General features: G+C 65.4%; 15 protein-coding genes and 1 pseudogene. 4 read left to right on the forward strand and 12 right to left on the reverse strand.

Annotated features, from left to right (window positions below; translation table 11 throughout):
* Nucleotides 1–3: 3 nt before the first annotated feature.
* The 3 genes from LMH63_RS11410 to LMH63_RS11420 form a co-directional block, all read right to left on the reverse strand.
* Nucleotides 4–1548 (reverse strand): TnsB C-terminal domain-containing protein, encoded by a 1545-nt coding sequence (locus LMH63_RS11410; RefSeq protein WP_146205163.1) that lies wholly within the window; start codon nucleotides 1546–1548, stop codon nucleotides 4–6.
* 419 nt (nucleotides 1549–1967) lie between these two features.
* Complete coding sequence (locus LMH63_RS11415; RefSeq protein ID WP_146205164.1) at nucleotides 1968–2675, reverse strand: hypothetical protein; 708 nt, start codon at nucleotides 2673–2675, stop codon at nucleotides 1968–1970.
* Nucleotides 2676–2678: 3 nt separating this feature from the next.
* Nucleotides 2679–3740 carry a tyrosine-type recombinase/integrase gene (locus tag LMH63_RS11420; RefSeq protein ID WP_109675727.1) on the reverse strand — a complete coding sequence of 354 codons (1062 nt, stop codon included), beginning with the start codon at nucleotides 3738–3740 and terminating at the stop codon, nucleotides 2679–2681.
* 766 nt (nucleotides 3741–4506) lie between these two features.
* On the opposite strand from LMH63_RS11420, the gene LMH63_RS11425 reads away from it, so the two are divergent.
* On the forward strand, nucleotides 4507–4821 hold the full coding sequence (locus tag LMH63_RS11425; protein WP_109675729.1) for a hypothetical protein: 315 nt from the start codon (nucleotides 4507–4509) through the stop codon (nucleotides 4819–4821).
* 322 nt (nucleotides 4822–5143) lie between these two features.
* On the opposite strand, the gene LMH63_RS11430 is transcribed toward LMH63_RS11425, so the two are convergent.
* The 9 genes and pseudogenes from LMH63_RS11430 to LMH63_RS11470 all read right to left on the reverse strand — a co-directional run bounded on the left by LMH63_RS11430 (nucleotide 5144) and on the right by LMH63_RS11470 (nucleotide 12754).
* Nucleotides 5144–6625, reverse strand: coding sequence for a tripartite tricarboxylate transporter permease (locus LMH63_RS11430; protein WP_109675731.1), 1482 nt, complete (start codon nucleotides 6623–6625; stop codon nucleotides 5144–5146).
* 19 nt (nucleotides 6626–6644) lie between these two features.
* Entirely contained in the window at nucleotides 6645–7211 is a 567-nt protein-coding gene (locus LMH63_RS11435; RefSeq protein WP_109675733.1) for a tripartite tricarboxylate transporter TctB family protein, read from the reverse strand.
* Nucleotides 7212–7256: 45 nt separating this feature from the next.
* Complete coding sequence (locus LMH63_RS11440) at nucleotides 7257–8264, reverse strand: Bug family tripartite tricarboxylate transporter substrate binding protein (RefSeq protein ID WP_109675735.1); 1008 nt, start codon at nucleotides 8262–8264, stop codon at nucleotides 7257–7259.
* A 102-nt stretch (nucleotides 8265–8366) separates the two neighbouring features.
* Nucleotides 8367–9389: pseudogene (locus tag LMH63_RS11445) on the reverse strand (gamma-glutamyltransferase family protein); the annotation flags it as partial.
* Between the two features lie 92 nt (nucleotides 9390–9481).
* Nucleotides 9482–9730: a hypothetical protein gene (locus LMH63_RS11450; RefSeq protein ID WP_109680411.1), complete on the reverse strand. Its 249-nt coding sequence runs from the start codon at nucleotides 9728–9730 to the stop codon at nucleotides 9482–9484.
* An 11-nt stretch (nucleotides 9731–9741) separates the two neighbouring features.
* Nucleotides 9742–11286 carry an IS66 family transposase gene (gene tnpC, locus LMH63_RS11455; protein WP_373317936.1) on the reverse strand — a complete coding sequence of 515 codons (1545 nt, stop codon included), beginning with the start codon at nucleotides 11284–11286 and terminating at the stop codon, nucleotides 9742–9744.
* A gap of 84 nt (nucleotides 11287–11370) precedes the next feature.
* The gene (gene tnpB / locus LMH63_RS11460; protein WP_109680413.1) at nucleotides 11371–11718 is read right to left on the reverse strand and encodes an IS66 family insertion sequence element accessory protein TnpB; all 348 of its coding nucleotides are present in this window, start codon (nucleotides 11716–11718) and stop codon (nucleotides 11371–11373) included.
* Entirely contained in the window at nucleotides 11715–12107 is a 393-nt protein-coding gene (tnpA, locus tag LMH63_RS19385) for an IS66-like element accessory protein TnpA (protein ID WP_146205305.1), read from the reverse strand. The genes tnpB and tnpA overlap by 4 nt, the downstream gene beginning before the upstream one ends.
* Nucleotides 12108–12175: 68 nt before the next feature.
* On the reverse strand, nucleotides 12176–12754 hold the full coding sequence (locus LMH63_RS11470) for a gamma-glutamyltransferase (protein WP_109679971.1): 579 nt from the start codon (nucleotides 12752–12754) through the stop codon (nucleotides 12176–12178).
* 211 nt (nucleotides 12755–12965) lie between these two features.
* Between LMH63_RS11470 and LMH63_RS11475 the strand changes: the two genes are divergently transcribed.
* The 3 genes from LMH63_RS11475 (at nucleotide 12966) to LMH63_RS11485 (ending at nucleotide 16969) form a co-directional block, all read left to right on the forward strand.
* Nucleotides 12966–13655 carry a FadR/GntR family transcriptional regulator gene (locus LMH63_RS11475; protein ID WP_158280465.1) on the forward strand — a complete coding sequence of 230 codons (690 nt, stop codon included), beginning with the start codon at nucleotides 12966–12968 and terminating at the stop codon, nucleotides 13653–13655.
* A gap of 49 nt (nucleotides 13656–13704) precedes the next feature.
* Complete coding sequence (locus tag LMH63_RS11480; RefSeq protein ID WP_109679973.1) at nucleotides 13705–14535, forward strand: sulfite exporter TauE/SafE family protein; 831 nt, start codon at nucleotides 13705–13707, stop codon at nucleotides 14533–14535.
* A 1126-nt stretch (nucleotides 14536–15661) separates the two neighbouring features.
* The gene (locus LMH63_RS11485; RefSeq protein WP_109679974.1) at nucleotides 15662–16969 is read left to right on the forward strand and encodes an MFS transporter; all 1308 of its coding nucleotides are present in this window, start codon (nucleotides 15662–15664) and stop codon (nucleotides 16967–16969) included.
* The last annotated feature ends 97 nt before the right edge of the window (nucleotides 16970–17066 follow it).

Genomic DNA, 17066 nt, shown 5'->3' on the forward strand with positions numbered 1-17066 from the left:
GGCTCACTTTTTGATGATAGAGGTCCATGGGCGAAGGGGCCGGACAGGAGACCTGGCGTCCGCGGTCCCCCGATGATTGCTGTTATGGGGCGCGGGCATCGATGTGGCGTCGGCATATTCGGTTTGACCCGCGTCCCCGTATTCGCTCTGCGTCGACACTTGCCTGGAAGAGAACCTTGGGCCACTCATTTCGCGAGCAATTTCAATAACGTGGTTAGCGTTCTTGCCAGTATCCAGCGTTTTGCGACCGAGGTGTTCGAGATAGCGTTGAACCGGATCGTCATGCGCTCCAACCCGCAGCTTCGCCTGTCGGCACGCGCCCGCAATCGCCTTGCGCGTCCGCAATGAGTGTGGTGTAAGCCCCCAACCGCCCTCCGCTTGGAGGCGGCCAATATAGGCCCCTGTACGCCCGAAATAAACGTCGACAAATCGCACATCGTCCGTATCTACCGCGAGGCGAACCTTCTCTCCAATTAGACTTGGAATTGCTTTCAGGTAAGGACTGCTGTAATCAGCATAGGCGTAGCGGATATAGGGCCGGTTGGAGTTCTTGTCGCGTGCGCGTATGGTGGCATTCACCCACTGACGCGTGAGGCGAAACGTTTCGATACCTTGACTTGACAGGCGACGGATCATGGGGCCAAGTTGGCGCTCGGAATTCCGCATGTATTCGAGAGGCGACTGTCCATTTACTGAATTGGCCCTTGCATTGTAATTGGCGAGGATGACGTCGATCAGGTCTTCGATGTGCGCTAGGTCAACACCATGGGTCAGCGCCGCGTTCTGGTCGTCCGTCCGTCGTGGATCACTCGGACCACTGCCGGTAGTTGTCGGCAAGCGGTGAATTTGGCTGGCGAACGTCCTGAATAGACGCTCGACGTCATTGCGGACTTCAGGAACCCCAGGCGGTCCGAAATGCGCTAGTGCGTGTAATTGTTTGACAATTGCGGTGACAACGGCGTGGGATCGGTGGGAGAGCGCATTGTCGAGTTGTAGAACGTCGAAGAGTGCGCCTCGGTAACCTAGGATCAGTCCGGAGGGGAACCCGGCGTCGTGCTGGTACACCACACCGGGGGCTGTCAGGCGCCGCGGCGTCCAAGGGAGAATCGCGTTACGGATAGCACTGAGGACATCATCTGCCGTGTACTCGCTATGCAGCGATAGATGATGGCCCAGCGCCGCCCGGCTGGCTGTGTCGACTACGACCAGCAGCCACAATCTGGGCAAGAGCACTCGGACCGGTACCATCCAAGGGCCGCTGATCAGCGCCGAACAGTGGGTATCTATTAGGTGCGCGTCCAGCTGGCAGACCGCGAGGGGGCGTCTATGGGCGCGCAGGATGGCAGGCGCGCGGCCCTCGTGTTTGCCGGTCAAGGAACTGCCAGGAGGCGGAGGTGACTTGGCGTGCGGTTGATCGCGCAGCGTGTGGAGATACCGGCGCAGGGACTCACGAGCCTGACTGCGAGGGGCTAACGGATACTCGTCGTGCTTGATACCCGCCTCGCGGCAGGCAGCGAGAAACTCATTATGCAGCGCGTCCAGAGGCATTCGCCTCCCGGGACGACCGCTGATAGTGGCATGCTTGCGATACAGCTTATCGACCGTTTTCTTGATATTGGGGAAACGTCGAAACAGTTCTTGCAGTGCCCCGGACCCGGGGTGGATTGGGCTCGCGACGCTGCGCCGTTGCCGATATGGCTTCACACGGGTTCCCGGGATCAACGCGCGGAAGCCATATAGTGAGTGGTCGGGGTGCCTGGTGAGGCAGCGCCCTATTAGCCGGATGACCTCGGGTGCCAGGATCCCGGTGTCGCGAGCGATGATCGGGGCCGGTACGTTGTTCCAGTAATCCAGTACAGCCCTTCTCCGCCTGCGATAGAGGTCGCGGTTTGTCGGCTCCAATGCGGCCTCGTACGTCTGGCCACGCTGCCGGGTCCAATTCCTCCGGTGCCAGGTCACCGACGACCTCACTCAGCCGCCGGCGAGTCACAACCCGTTCTCCTTATCTTAAGCGCGCGCCCGATCGGGGCCTTGTCGAGATCGGCCACCGCAGCTCCGCGGTACATGAGTGCCGCTGCGGCACTCAGCACCTCACCCGAGTCCGTGTCGGCGAACAGGCCCAACAGTTCATCGAGTGTGATCGCGTCCTCGACCCGCAGCGATGTCAGGACCTCATCCTCCAGCGTCGCCCGACCCTCGGCCTGCGCTTGAGCGACGAGCGGATGTAGCTGCATCAGGTTCTCAAGACGCTGCCGATTGGGGGCCAGCGTTCGGGAAGTTACGAGCTCGACCCCACAGCCATGGTGCCGTGCCCACGTCTCGACCGCGGGCCAGTGCGCAGGGGCGCGCGATGGGGTATCGAGCTCCTTGATCTCTTTGTCCGTCGCAACATCCCAGAAACACTCGCTGCCGCCGACGGCCCGTGTCCAAAGGGCGAGCTGACGGGTCCGACCCTGCGCGAGTGGCACCACACCGCTGTCCGGGTCCTCGCAGAGGGCCTCAATCTGGGGGTCCCACTCCTTGAGTAGCCACCACTGATAGCGTGCGGCGGAGTAGAGCCGGCACACCCGGCCGCTCTTCACGCTCCAAGCGATGTATTCATCACGGCCTGCACCGTAAGAAGCTGGGCGCTTGGTGGGTGAAGGGGCATGCAGCGTTTCGCGCACGAACCGCATGCGTCATGTCCTCCCGGGCGGCGTCTTTGCCGCACGCTCGAGCATGCGCGAGACAAACTGAGGTCGATCCGGTAACCCTCGGATATAACTCTGGAATACGTTGTGACTGCGATGGCGGGAGCGCTCCTGGACCTCGGCCGGTATCTCGCCGGCCGCGATCGTGTCGATGATCAGACCCGCGCGGAAGCTGTGCGAGCTGAAGGCCCCCGCCCCCGGGACGCCAGCGGCCAGCAGGCGATCGCGCAGAATCACGCTCAGGCTGTCGTCGTGCAGGCACTCCGCGCCGACGTTGCCCCAGCGGTCGACGCGCCGGAAAACAGGGCCGTCATGAATGGCCGCGGCTTGGAGCCACGCCTCGAGCGCTGCCACCGCGCAGGGCGCGGCATCGATCCGAGGGATCCCGAGATAGGTACCCCGCCCCTCGGGGTCGGTCTTGGAGGTGTCGATGCGCACGGACAGGCCGTCCGCGTCGAAGTGCAGATCGTCGAGGCGCAGGCGGGTGAGCTCCGAGCGGCGCGTGCCGAGGGTCCAGGCGAGGAGCACCAGGGCCCGATCGCGCACGTCTCGCAGCTCGCCCCCGAGTGCGGCGAGCAGCTGCGCGATGTGGCCGTGGCGAAGGGGCTGTGCCTGACGTGTGCGCCAGCGTGCCCGCGCCTCCGGCGTGGCCTCGCGGCCCTGGGTGCGCGCGATGCCCCGCAGCACGCGCCGTACCGCCGGGCTGTGGCCTGGCGGCGGGCAGTCCGCGAGCGCGTTCCAGCTGTTCACCGCGGCGACGCGGCGGCGCAGCGTTGCCATCCGCAGCGCAGGGGCGCACTCGGCGAGGTAGGCGGCGAGCTGCTCGGGCGGTGTGCCCGGCGCCTCCTGATCGGGGAGCCACCGCGGCGCACCCTCCCACTCGGGCAGGAATCCGCCGTGGGCCACGAAGTCTCTAAGATCGGCGGCGTAGGCGCGCCGGGTGTTCGCCGCCATGGCGTGGTCGCGGTAGTGCGCCACCGGCGTCTCGTCGGCCGCCACAGCCAGCTCACCGCGCGCCGAGGAGCGCGAATCGCCGCTCGCGTCGCTCACCGCCAGGCCCCCTGCTCTGCCGTCGATACTGACCCCGGATAATCGTCCTTATCCGGGGTCAGTATCGACGGCGCCGCCACCGTGCCGTGGATGGCGGGTCGAGGGGTGAGACGGGTGCGCGGGCGCTCGGTGATCGGGGTCATCGGTGTGCTCAGCATGAGGTGGGTCTGAACACGACCATAGCGCGCGGCCCAAGAAAGTCAATGAAGTGTGGCTCGTAAGCGCCTGATTTATTTTATTATTTATTAATGTTAATTAACCCTATCCTGTTGATTCTTCGACCATGATCGGACTCCGAAGTCACCGCGATTCGCGCCCACGCAGGCACGACCGCGCCTGGTGGATGGCGCGGCTACTGCCAGCGGGAGCCCGGCCGAGCAGTGACGCTCCGAGGGCGGTGTCGGACTTCTCGGCGACCTTGCTGAGCGCCGGTCGAAACAGCTCCTCCCGTGGCCGCTTGGATCACATAGCGGCGTTGTTTGCACTGCGGTTACCTCGGCCGACTGCAGCCAAAGCTCCTGGCATGGAGTCTATAGAGGACCGAACACCGAAATATCAGGCCAACAGTCTCTCCCCGGCCGGCGCCGTGGCTCTGGGGACTGGTGTGATGATCCACGCCGGCATCTTCGCGCTGACCGGGCAGATGGCAGCGATGACGGGCGCCTGGTTCCCGCTGGCCTTTCGCTCCGCAGCGCTGATCGTTGCTTTCAGCGCCTACGTCTAAGTCCGGATGTCAGCCTCCTATGCCTCGGTGGGCAGTATCGCAATGTACCTGGAGAAGGCCTACGGCTGTACCCTGCCGACGGCGCTCGACGCCCTGCTGATGTACTTCTCTAGGGTCATCGCCCAGAGTTTTCTGGCGCAGACGTTCAACTCGTACACGCTCCAGCTGTCCGACATCGATGCCGCGAGCTGGCTCGTCTCCGTCCTCGGCGCGGGGCTGCTGCTCACGGCCTTGCTAATCACCCTAACGTATCGGCAAATCGCCTGGTTGAGGGCATCGCATCGGCTCTGGGCGTCATCAAGATCGGGCGTACGGTGCTGCTTGGCGTCGTTGGCATCCTGGTGGCCGAATCGTTAGAGGTGGATTTCACCGTCGTGGCGAGTCAGGCGCCGAATCAAGACCTTCAGCTAAAGTGTTGACAATCCGGTATACGCTGACGCGAGAGCGCTGTCGCACGAAGGCTTCCGAGGTGACGTGTTAGTGATGCCCTGCCAAAATTTGGCAGGGAGCCATTTCCCCGGGAGGTGATCCCCCTTCGCGGCTTTTTGCCCCAGAGGGCGTTGTTACCCTGGCGCCAAGGTTCGCTCCGAAAATGGATTGAGCACCTGTACGCCGGAGCCGGCGAAATGCTGATCGTTGCGCATAACGACGATCAGTACTTAGAGTGCCGCTCACGTGATTACGAAGCCGACCAGCGCCTCACATGGGACAGTATCGCGCCTGCAACAGAAAGCAGTGTAAGCCCCCAAAACAACCAGGTTATGGGACTCGAGAAGAAAATTCCGAAATCGCCCTGCCCCATCAGCAAGCCCTTGCGGAAGTTGTCCTCGAGTAGCGGGCCGAGAACGAACGCGATAAGGAACGGCGCGCGTGGCAGACCACTGTATATCATCAGCATCGCAAGCGGTCCCATGATCCCCATGATCATGACATCAAAGATGCTGTTGTTGACCGCATATGCCCCATAAACGCATAGGACGAGGATCCCTGGCATGAGGAGGGAGGAGCGCATGGAAACGATCCGCCCGAGAATCGGGATCGCCAGACGACCGACGAGCAAGAGCAAGGCCGAACCGGCGAGCAGCCCGATGAACAGCGAATAGATGATATCGATGTTGTTCTGGAAAAGCAGTGGCCCTGGCTGCAGGCCATGAATCATGAATGCACCAAGAATAACCGCCGTAATCACGTCCCCGGGGATCCCGAGCGCCAGAAGGGGGATCATCGTGGCCCCACCGACGCTGCTGTTCCCAGACTCGGCTGCGGCGACACCATCGATGTTGCCCTTTCCGAACGAATCGGGGTCAGGCGAACGGCGCCTCGCCTCACTGTAGGAGAGGAACGCGGCCGGCGTCGCGCCGAGCCCGGGTATCACACCCAGGACAACGCCAAGAGCACTACCGCGCAAAACCGTCTGCCAGTGCTTCAGGAACTCGGAAACGCTAAGCCGCGCATCGCCGAGTGCGGCGACGGCCATCTTGCCGGTCGCCGAGCCCTGAAATATCCGCAACACCTCCGGCAGTGCGAAAAGCCCGATCAACACAGGAACGAGACTGACTCCACCGCGCAGCGGTGTGACGTCAAACGCGAACCGTGGCGTGCCGACGATGAGATCAGTGCCAACCGTGGCCAGTAGAAGTCCCAGCGCCGCGGCAATCACGCCCTTCAACAGATTCTCGCCGGCAACCCCCGAGACGATGGTGAGTGAGAAGACAACCAGGGTGAACAGCTCGGGCGCCCCGAACTGCAAAGCGAACTTGGCGAGCCATGCCGCAAGAAGGATCAGGACGAGATTCGAGATAAGGTCGCCGACAACTGATGCGTAAAGCGCTGTCTGGAGCGCTATGCGGGCCTTGCCCTGGCGTGCGAGGGGGTTGCCGTCAAGGAGCGTACATGACGCTGCCGGTGTTCCCGGCGTGTTGATCAGCACGGCACTGATCGACCCGCCGTACATGCCTCCCTTGTAGACGCCAAGCAGCAGGAGGATCGCGGCAACCGGCGGCATCGTAAAGGTGAACGGCAGCACCACCGCAACGGCCATGACCGTACTCATGCCCGGAATGGCTCCGATGGCAACGCCGATCAATACGCCACTGACCAGTGCGATGAGGCTCGCCGGCTCGGCGAACAGCAGAAAACCGGCTCCCAGGTCGTTCAGCATTGCGCGTCTTCCACCACCGTTACATCAGCCACGAGACAGGCCCCAGCGGCACTAGAACATCAGCGAGGTGGATGAAGAACAGAGTGAGCAACAGTGGCATGAGTACGGCTGAGAGCAACAGAATCCCATAGCGGCGCTCTCCAGCCAGCAGCCCGTATGCAACGAACGCCATCGTGGAGGGAATGAGCAGGCCGAACTGCACGCATGCCGCGTAGTAGGGGACGAGAAGCGCGAGGCTCGCCCAGAAGCGCCACGACGCGGCCTTGCTCAGTGATACGGCATCCATTGCTGCTACCGGGTTCCGCGCCGTTTGCGGTACGGCCTTCAGCGCCAGTGCCGCTCCGGCGAGAAGCAGGATTACGGCCAGGACCTTTGGCCAGAATGCCGGGGAATGCGCGAGATTGCCCGCGCTGTAGGGTGCACTCGTGCCGGCGGGGATGATCCACACGATCAGGGCCACACCCACGAGCACCATTACGAGCCCGGTAAATAGGTCGCGCATCGCCACCTCGCCAAGGGTCCGGATGAAATCCGCCACCGGCCGCAGGAAGTGCAGCCGGCTGGCGCCTGGGGAACGCGGCCGCATTCACCCGCCGAGGGTGAATGCGGCCGCGCCGCCATGGCGTGCAGTTCACAGATCCAGCCGCTCGACCAGATCCTCGAAGCCCTGGCGCTGTTCCCTTGCGAACTCCCGGCTTGCTTGCGGGGAACGGATATTGGGGATTGAGCCCAGCTCCCTCACCTTCTCCTGCCAGCGCTCGTCAGTCTTGACCTCCTGCATCAACTCCACGAGGACCGTGTGCGCCTCGTCGTTCATGTTCGGTGGTCCAACGAGAGCACTCCAGCCCACCAGATTCTCGAGGCCCGGATGGCCCAGCTCCGAGACGGTCGGCACGTCGGGCAGATCCTCGTTGCGCTCCTCCGAGGTCACCAGCAGCGGCTGCACCTGCCCACTCTGAATCTGCTGGAGCATGGGGGCGAGGTTGCCGCAGAAGAAGTCGATATGCCCGCCTGCCACGGCGCTCAAGGCAGGCCCCTCACCTTCGTCCGGGACATGCGTTGCCGCCGCCGCGGGGTTATCGAAGCCCATAGCCTCAAGCAACCGCAGTGCAGCGAACTGGTTAAGCGAACCGATACCCGATGAGTTGTACGTCACGCTGCCCGGTGAGGCCTCGATTGCCTCCTTGAGGCCGGCGAGATCGGAGTACGGCTTGTCGGGTCCGGTCACGCAGGCAAAGGGATCCGTCGAGAGCAATCCGACATAGGTGAACCCATCAGGATCGTAGGGGACGTCCCGCAGCGCGGGGCCGACAGCAAGCGTTGCGACCCGACCTAGAAGCAGCTTATAGCCGTTCGGCTCCGCGCTGTAGACATGCTGTGAGCCCACAACACCGCCAGCACCCGCTCGGTTCTGGACCACGATGTTGCCGTCGAGATGCCGCTCGGCCGCCTCCGCAAAGGTGCGCGCCGCAAGATCGGATGATCCGCCGGGGCCATAGGAGACGGTGATTTCGATGGGCCGTTCCGGAAATCCCTCCTGCGCCCCGGCCACGGCCGGTACCAGGGCGGCAGCAGCCGCAGTGCTGACGAGGCACATAGCAAACAGTCCCCGTCCGGCGGTGTTCCGCATGACACTCATGGTTCTCTCCTCTGCACGCTTCGAGTGATGGATGCTTTTCTTGTTTTTCTTCGCTGCCGGTGTACCCGGTCGCAGTCGGGCCAAGCCACCGTGAGATTGGGTTCAGAACGCCGCCACCTGGCCATCGGCGCGGGTCTCGGAGCCTCCGACGAGAACGCCATCGTGATTGCGCCAGATGATCTGACCCCGGCCGAAACCGGTATCGTCTGCTGCCACCGATATGTCGTGACCGCGAGCCAGAAGGGATTTGACGACGTGGGCGGGCATGCTCTGCTCGACCTGCACACTCCGCCCCCCTGTCCAGCGCCAGCGCGGCGCATCCAGGGCGGCCTGCGGGTGCAGGCGGTAATCGACGGTATTCAGCACCATCTGCATATGCCCCTGGGGCTGCATGAAGGCGCCCATCACGCCGAATGGTCCCACCGGTTCGCCGTCAGCGCGCCCGAGAAACCCGGGCATGATGGTGTGATAGGGACGCTTGCCGGGCGCAAGCTCGTTCGGGTGCCCGCGCTCCAGGGAGAAGCCACAGCCCCGATTGTGGAGGGCAATGCCGGTCCCCGGCACGAGCAGGCCACTGCCGAAGCCCTGATAGTTCGACTGGATGAAGCTCACCATCATGCCCTCGCCATCGGCCGCGGCGAGATAGACGGTATCGCCCGTGCCGGGCATACCCGCGACCGGGTCGCTCGCCTCCTCACCGATCGCCCCTCGCCTTCGCGCGATGTACGCGTCCGCGAGCATCGAATCGCTCGACACCTGCATCGTGCCCGGCTCGCCGATATGAGCGAGCGCATCCGCGAAGCCGAGCTTCATCGCCTCGATCTGTAGGTGGAGCCCGTGCTCATCCTCCCGATGGCGCGGAAGGTCCACGCCCTCGAGGATTCCAAGGGCCTGCAGCGCGGCAATCGCCTGGGTGTTCGGCGGGATCTCCCAGACTCGGTATCCGTGGTAGTCGCAGGCGATCGGCTCCACCCATTCGCTGCGATGCGCGGCGAGGTCCTCGCCACGCAGGAAACCGCCGGTCGCGCGGGCAAATTCATCCGTCGCCTCGGCCAGATCGCCCTCATAGAACGCCGTGGCATTCGACTCGGCAATCCGCTTGAGCGTCGTCGCATGGCCTTCACTCGCCCAGCGAGCCCCGGCAACCGGCGCAAACCCGTCGGGAAAGAATACAGTAAGCGTACGACGACCACCCCTTGCGCAGGCCGGCGGATGGTCTAACGCGGCGGGTTGATCTCGTCGGTGCGCTCGCCTTCCTCGAGCGCGAGGTGGACGGCGGCGTCGAGCCGGCGCAGCAGCGCGGCGAGGTTCTCACCCCGGCGACGCCGCAGCATGGCCAGGGCGTTGTGCTCGTCGTTGGCGATGGCGACGACGCCGACCGGGTCGAGGTGGCCGACCGTGATCTGGCCATCCTCCTCGATCAGGGCCTCGATGTTCGGCAGTGCCGGTGGCGGGGGCTCGGTCATGGGATCTTCGCTCAGGCAGCCTGACGGCGATGGTCGCCCAGCTCGGCGGCCAGGTTCCAGGGCAGCAGCGCGTCGATCTCCCGGATCGGATGCTCGGCGATGCGCTCGAGCACCGTACGCAGGTAGGCGAAGGGGTCGAGCCCATTGAGTCGGGCGCTGCCGATGAGGCTGTAGATCAGTGCGGCGCGCTCCCCGCCGTGGTCGGAGCCCATGAACAGGTAGTTCTTGCGCCCGAGGGCGACCGTGCGCAGCGCCCGCTCGGCGGCGTTGTTGTCGATCTCAAGCCGCCCGTCGCCGAGGTAGCGCGCAAGCGCCTCCCAGCGGCCAAGGGCATAGCCCGCTGCCGCGGCGAGCGCGGATTTTGCCGAGAGCGTGCGCAGGATCTCCTCGAGCCAGGTTCTGAGCCCGGCAACGAGCGGGCCGGCGCGGGCCTCGCGGGCAGCGCGGCGCACCTCGGCCGGGCGGCCACGGATCTCGGCCTCCAGCGCGTAGAGCGCGCCGATGCGCGCGAGCGCCTCGCGCGCGAGCGGCGAGTCGGTGGCCGCGGCCACGTCGTGGAACTTGCGGCGCACGTGCGCCCAGCACGCCGCCTCCTCGATGCGCCCGCTGGCGTACAGCGCCCCGAAGCCGGCATAGCCGTCGGCCTGGAGCGTGCCGCGGTAGCCGGCCAGGTGGCGCTGGGGGTGGATGCCCTTGCGGTCGGCGCTGTAGCGGAAGACCACCGCGGGGGCGGCCGCGCCGCCCCAGCCGCGCTCCTCGCGCACGTAGGTCCACAGGCGCGCGGTGCGCGTGCGCCCGCGCCCGGGATCGAGCACCGGCACCGGCGTGTCGTCGGCGTGCAGGCTCGCGCCACCGAGGACGTGGCGCTCCAGCGCCTCGCCGAGCGGGGCGAGCAGCGCGCTCGCCGCGCCCACCCAGTCGGCGAGCGTGGAGCGCTCGATGGCAACGCCCTCGCGGGCATAGATCTGCGCCTGGCGGTAGAGCGGCAGGTGATCGCAGTACTTCGCCACGAGCACGTGGGCGAGCAGCCCCGGGCCGGCGAGCCCTCGGGCGATGGGCCGCTCCGCAGCCGGCGCCTGCACCACCGCCGCGCAGGCGCGGCAGCGCTGCTTGGGGCGCACGTGGCGGATCACCCGGAAGGAGGCCGGTACGTACTCGAGCACCTCCGAGACGTCCTCACCGAAGGTGACCAGCACCCCGCCGCAGCTCGGGCAGGCGCAGGGGCCCTCATGGCGCTGGGTCTCACGCGGCAGGTGCGCCGGCAGCGCCCGCGGGGTGCGCGGCGCGCTCTGCCGTGCCGGCTTGGTGGCAGGGGGAGCCGCCACCGCTTCCCCGGCCGGCTCCCCGCCAAGCGCCTCGATGGCGAGCTCGAGCTGCGCGATCTGCGCCTGCAGCCGCTCCGAGGAGCGCCCGAACTGCATCCGGCGCAGCTTCGCGAGCTGCAGGCGCAGCCGCTCGAGCTCCTCGGCCTGGCGGCGCACCGTCGCCTGCGAGGCGGCAAGCTCCGCGCGGCTCGCGAGCAGCAGCTCGCGCAGCGCCGCGGCGTCGACGGGCAGGGCGTCAGGCGGATGGGGAGTGGTGGATTGCACCGGCTAATTATACCCGGGCAGATCGGCCAAGTCGCTCTTTTTCGGATCGATTCAGGCCGCGCATTGCGGGTCGAAGGTGCGCTGCGGGAGGCGCCAGTCGATGCCCTCGAGCAGCATCGAGAGCTGTGCGGCGGTGAGGTGCACCGCCCCCTCGCGCACCTGCGGCCAGATGAACCGGCCCCGCTCGAGGCGCTTGGCATAGAGGCACAGCCCCTGGCCGTCCCACCAGAGCACCTTGATCCGATCCCCGCGCCGGCCGCGGAAGACGAACAGCTGCCCCGAGAAGGCGTTCTTCGCCAGCGCCTGCTGCACCAGCGCCGCGAGCCCGTCGAAGCCCTTGCGCATGTCGGTCACGCCGGCCACCAGGTAGATGCGCACCCCCGAGGGCAGCGCGATCATCGCCCGAGCACCTCGAGCGCGACGCGCAGGGCCGCGGCGTCCGCCGCGCCGCGCACCACCAGGCGGTGGCCGGCGGCGAGCACGATCTCCAGGCTGCCCGACGGCGCCGCGCTCTTCACCTCCGGCGGCACCGGCGGCGGCTCGGAGGCGGCCAGGCGCACCGGCAGCAGGCTCAGCGCCGAACCCTCACTCGGCGCCCCAAGTTCCCCGAGGCGGTAGAGCCGGCGCCAGCGGAAGAGCTGGTTGGCGTTGACGTCGTGGCGGCGCGCGACCACCGAGACCGAGTCCGGGCCCTCGAGGCTCTCCTCAACGAGGCGGCGCTTGTATTCAATGCTGAAGCGCCGCCGGCGCTGGCGGCTCAGCGTCTGATCCCCATCGATGGTGTCCACCTCGCCTCCAAGTGGGCACCTCACAAGTGCCCGCCTATGCGTGAGCGCTGATCATCGGCGAGGCGACGTCACAACGAGAAGTGGGTGCTGGCCGGACGCTTACAGAATACACGCCACCAGGGCGCATGCTCCGGTCCCGAGCAGTCGGCGAAGACACGCCGCGCCCTTCGCCAGTACTCGGCGACCACCGGGCTCAACGGAACGCCCGCTCCGGCGTACCGGATGGCGGGCGCAAGCACTTCCTCGAAGGGCAGCCGACCGAATCGGGCATGCAGGTCGGCCCAGGCGCGGGGGGTGCCGGGGACGGTCACCGGCGCCCAGCCGTGGGGTGGCAGCTTGCCATCGTCGGCACCCAGTCCCAGCGCCTCCCGCGTGGCTGCGGCCGGCATGCGCCCCGAGCCGTTCAGGCCGTGCAGCGTCTCACCTTCCCAGATTAGGGCGAAGGCATCGCCCCCGATGCCGTTCTGCGTCGGCTCAACGACCGTCAGGGTCGCCGCCGTCGCGATGGCGGCGTCCACCGCGTTGCCGCCGGCACGAAGCATGGCCAGGCCCGCTTCGGCCGCCAGCGGTTGCGACGTGGCAACCATTCCGCCGGTCGCGAACACCGGCTCGCGGGATCGATTGTAGGGGTTGGCGTTAGCGGTCATTGAGGGCATCTCACTCTGTACGTCTCACCCGCCAGCCCACGCGGCTGACCTCGACAGCTGGCCCGAAAGCTAGCGGCAAGGAACCAATGTGTCAAATGGCATTTGCCAGTTACCTATTTTTCATCGATAATTCCGGACCACATCACATTGGTTGCATATTGGTCCCATTATGGTTCCATCACGTAGGTCCCCTGAGCCGCGGGCGGAAAGCTTGCTCGAGCGTCTCCGTGAGCGCGTGCGAGAAACGGATGCCAACGGTGAAAGACGGCTACCGCCAGAACGCGAGCTTGCGCGGGAGCTGGACGTAGGCCGCCGGTCGGTGCGCGACGCGCTCGCGCGTCTGGAGGCCGAGGGGATCATATGGCGCAAGCGCGGCGTCGGCACGGTCATTACCGCCGGTCCGTCCCGGCGCTCGGCACCCATTAGCGTCGACGACATCCGCCGCCACACGAGCCCCGGCGAACTGATGGACTCGCGCTTGGTCCTCGAGCCGGGTATCGCAGCCCTGGCTGCGCTCAACGCGACCTCGGCGGACCTCGAGAACCTCCACCGCTGCCTGGCGCGAACGAAGACGGTCACCGACCATCAGGCCTGGGAGAAGTGGGATGGCGCCCTTCACCAGGCCATTGGCCAGGCGAGCCACAACGGACTCATCGAGCGCCTCTACGATCTGCTGAATGTGGCCAGAAGTCATACGGAATGGGGCCGGCTGCGCAAATCGTCACTCACGCCGCAACTGCAGGCGACCTACACACGCCAGCACGAAGCGGTGATCAAAGCGATCACTGATCGCGACCCCGAGCAGGCCGCCGTCAGCATGCGCGAGCACCTGACCACGGTCAGGAATACGCTCTTCAAGCAGTGGGACTGGGGCGCCGGTGGCGATGTCGGCGCGCGGTGATCCCGGTTACGAACGAGTCCTGCACCATCACAAGAGGAAAAGGCGAACCATGGGCGCGGAACAGATCCAGCTCTACCTCTACTTCGCGGGCGCCATGGCAGTGGCCGGCGTAGCCGCCGGGCTTCTTGCCGGCCTTCTCGGCGTCGGTGGCGGGATCATCATCGTTCCCGTGCTCTTTCAGGCATTCGCGGGGCTGGACGTGGATCCCGCGATTCGCATGCACCTCGCGGTCGGGACCTCTCTCGCGACCATTGTGTTCACAGCCTCAACGTCCTCCCGCTCCCATTGGCGACGCGGGTCAGTGGACGTCGCGCTTTTGCGGTCCTGGGGGCCGTGGATCTTCGCCGGCGCGGTATTCGGGATGGCCCTCTTCGGTAACGTAAACTCGGCTGTACTGACCTTGATCTTCGCCTGCGCCGCCATGGTCGTGGCCGGCTATATGATCTGGACAGCCAACGCTAGCACCGCGGTAGGCAATGCCCTGCCCGGTACGCCCGGACGGCAGAGCCTTGCCCTGGGAATCGGCGGCCTCTCCGCCGTTATGGGAATCGGCGGCGGAACTCTAAGCGTGCCCGTGCTCAGCCTCTTCAGCTTTCCAGTCAGGCGTGCCATCGGTACCGCAGCCGCCGTCGGCCTGATCATTGCCATCCCCGGAACGCTCGGAGCGGTCGCTGCCGGAATCGGCGACCCGCGGCTACCGCCGTTCAGTATCGGCTACGTCAACATTCTGGGGTTCGCGTTGCTCGTGCCGTTGACTGCGTCCCTCGCGCCCATTGGCGCGAGACTGGCCCACACGATACCCGCAAAGGCCCTTCGTTACGCCTTTGGGGCATTCCTGCTGACCTCTGCCGGCAACATGGTCTGGAAGACCCTTTACTGACTTGGCTGCTTTCGAGGCGCTGCGCCTGCTCCAACCAAACCTGGATACCGGGAACTCGGCTATGTGATCAAGGAGTACGATGCCGTAGGTGCCGTCGGGGATTGCGCCGCTGGCGACGAGCTAACCGCGCCCAATACGCGGCGGAGTCCACCTTCCGCTACTGCGCCGCATGGGCGGGCGCCACTTGGAGCGCGAGGCAATCGAGAGGCGCCCGATAGTGATCCATATCGAAGAGGGCGGCGAGGTGCGACGGGGGCCTGGCGGTCGCCGCGGTGGGACATAGCGCCAAGCTCTCGGAGAACAGTTCGGTGGACATGGGAGTGTGCATCGCCAGGGATATCGAGCGCGGTGAGGTACCCCAAGACATCTACCAAGCGGGGCAAGGCGGCGGCAGCGCGCCGCGCCCACGGTCGACCGTTCAGGCCGTGTAGGAGCTTTGCGCAGTTGCTGAGGACGACGACGCGATTGCGTGGCAGCGAATCTCGACCGGCAGCGAGGTGCACTGCGAACGGAGACGACCCCACGACCGGCGATCCGGGGCGCGGCGGAGGCGCCGGCGCCGGGCACCTTGTGGACTGTATGCGGTATTTCTCCCCCAAAGGCGTCTCTCGGGCGCTACCGGTGTGCCGGCCCGCCAAGGCGCATTATCCAGGGCTTTCCACCAACGAGCATGGGAATCCCGCTGTTGCCGACTTTCGCTACCGGCTGAATACAGATGGCGCAGCGCGTCTGCTCCAGCGCGTGGGCTCGAATCGCACCCATGAGCTCTCGGGTGCCGCGCAGACTCAGGAGTAGGCCGAGGAATACGAGGCGATCAAGTCGGCACCGATGCTCACTGATTCAGAAAAACCCATGTCGCGATGAATCCGTGACACATATGGCCCGACTTGCGTGGCTTGGGTCCTATTGGTAACGCTCGAAGGGGAAAAAATCATGCGCCTACACCATTACAGGGACAAAGGCCGCTCAACCATCGGTGGGCCGCACGGTGTTCCCAGATACCGTAGAGATTGAGCAGCGCGCGGCGCGCGCCAACTCGAAGACTTTCTGGTGGGACTTGCGACGATTACATTGCGCCGGATGGGGCCCTCCTCACTACGCTCCTCGATCGCCCCCGGCACAGTAGATGTCGAAGTCCGGGAAGCAGATTTTCAAGATCTACGGTGTTCACTCCAGCCGTGAAGGGGAATGCATGATAGCGGCGTTCGAGCGCTTGGCCGGCGTAGGTCTCCGCGAGCAAGGCCCAGCCTGGGTGGTAGGACTCGGACATGGCGCAACGCACTGGATTGCCGCCACCTTCTACCTATTGTTGCCCTATCTCCAGAGCGACCTCGGCTTCACCTACAGTGAGGCTGGCCTGCTCGTCTCCATGTTCCACGCCATGGCGTTCGCTGCCAACTTTGGCAGTGGGATGCTCGTGGACCTGGTTGGGAGGCGTGTGCTTGTCCAGGTAGTGGCCTTGGTGGTCGGTGCCCTGGCTCTGATGCTGTTCGGGCTCGCTGGTGGACTGGTGGCGCTGGGGGCATTGGTAGCCATGATCGGCGCGACGAACAACCTCTGGCACCCGGCCGCCATCTCCTTTCTCTCCGGTGCCTACCCGGGCAATCGCGGCTTTGCTCTGTCCGTTCACACCCTCGGTGCGACCCTGGGCGACAGCCTGGCGCCGATCTGCATCGGCGCACTGTTGGCCGCCCTGACATGGCAACAGGCCGCGCTGTGGGGCGGCGTGCCCGCGTTGCTAATGGCCGCCACCATTGCAATCGTGCTGGGTCGGGCGAGCACGGGAGTTGAGGCCTCACCGACAGGGGGGATGACGGCCAGACATTACTTCCGCGGTCTGCGCCAGATGTTCACCCATCGCCCAACCATCGGCCTATGCCTAATGACGGGCTTTCGCTCCATGACGCAGAACGGCCTACTGATGTTCATCCCTATCTACCTAGCGAACGTGCTGAAGGTCGGACCGTTGATGACCGGCATTGGCATCTTTGCGCTGCAGGCCGGTGGTTTCATCGCCGGACCGGCAGCCGGTGCATGGTCCGACCGCATCGGCCGTCGCCCCATCGTCCTTGCCTGTGCCACCGGAACGACGCTTGTGATCGTGTTCCTAGCCCTCGCCCGAAATCAGTACGTATTCATAGTCGGTGTCTCGGTGCTCGGCTTTGTGCTGTTCGCGATCCGGCCAGTGGTCCACAGCTGGATGATGGACATTACGCCCGCCCGGCTGCATGGCAGTGCCGTCAGCGCCATGTTTGGCATGCAGTCGGGCCTCTCGCTGATCGTCCCTCTCGCGGGCGGCTGGTTAGCCGACCGCCATGGCGTCGGGGCGGTTTTCTATCTGCTGGCCATCACCATGCTCGCGGCAAATGTGCTGGTCGCGACGCTCCCTAACGCCGCGCCGGGGCGAGCAACGGAAGTGAGTGGCCGTGACTAGATGTGGGTGGCCTGTGCCTTAAGGCCGAGGGTGCCGAACCCGCATATACGTACACGGCCACACGGATTCTGAGTCCAGTAGACCTTGGACGAGCCTT

Source organism: Spiribacter halobius, assembly GCF_020883455.1.
Lineage (GTDB): Bacteria > Pseudomonadota > Gammaproteobacteria > Nitrococcales > Nitrococcaceae > Sediminicurvatus > Sediminicurvatus halobius.

What these genes read in the sequence shown, in the direction of transcription:
- LMH63_RS11435 (WP_109675733.1), bottom strand. Translation starts at nt 7,211, where the DNA reads ATGCGGCCGCGTTCCCCAGGCGCCAGCCGGCTGCACTTCCTGCGGCCG.
- LMH63_RS11430 (WP_109675731.1), bottom strand. Translation starts at nt 6,625, where the DNA reads ATGCTGAACGACCTGGGAGCCGGTTTTCTGCTGTTCGCCGAGCCGGCG.
- LMH63_RS11470 (WP_109679971.1), bottom strand. Translation starts at nt 12,754, where the DNA reads ATGACCGCTAACGCCAACCCCTACAATCGATCCCGCGAGCCGGTGTTC.
- LMH63_RS11450 (WP_109680411.1), bottom strand. Translation starts at nt 9,730, where the DNA reads ATGACCGAGCCCCCGCCACCGGCACTGCCGAACATCGAGGCCCTGATC.
- tnpB (WP_109680413.1), bottom strand. Translation starts at nt 11,718, where the DNA reads ATGATCGCGCTGCCCTCGGGGGTGCGCATCTACCTGGTGGCCGGCGTG.
- LMH63_RS11410 (WP_146205163.1), bottom strand. Translation starts at nt 1,548, where the DNA reads ATGCCTCTGGACGCGCTGCATAATGAGTTTCTCGCTGCCTGCCGCGAG.
- LMH63_RS11440 (WP_109675735.1), bottom strand. Translation starts at nt 8,264, where the DNA reads ATGAGTGTCATGCGGAACACCGCCGGACGGGGACTGTTTGCTATGTGC.
- LMH63_RS11485 (WP_109679974.1), top strand. Translation starts at nt 15,662, where the DNA reads ATGTCGAAGTCCGGGAAGCAGATTTTCAAGATCTACGGTGTTCACTCC.
- LMH63_RS11425 (WP_109675729.1), top strand. Translation starts at nt 4,507, where the DNA reads ATGTACCTGGAGAAGGCCTACGGCTGTACCCTGCCGACGGCGCTCGAC.
- LMH63_RS11480 (WP_109679973.1), top strand. Translation starts at nt 13,705, where the DNA reads ATGGGCGCGGAACAGATCCAGCTCTACCTCTACTTCGCGGGCGCCATG.
- LMH63_RS11415 (WP_146205164.1), bottom strand. Translation starts at nt 2,675, where the DNA reads ATGCGGTTCGTGCGCGAAACGCTGCATGCCCCTTCACCCACCAAGCGC.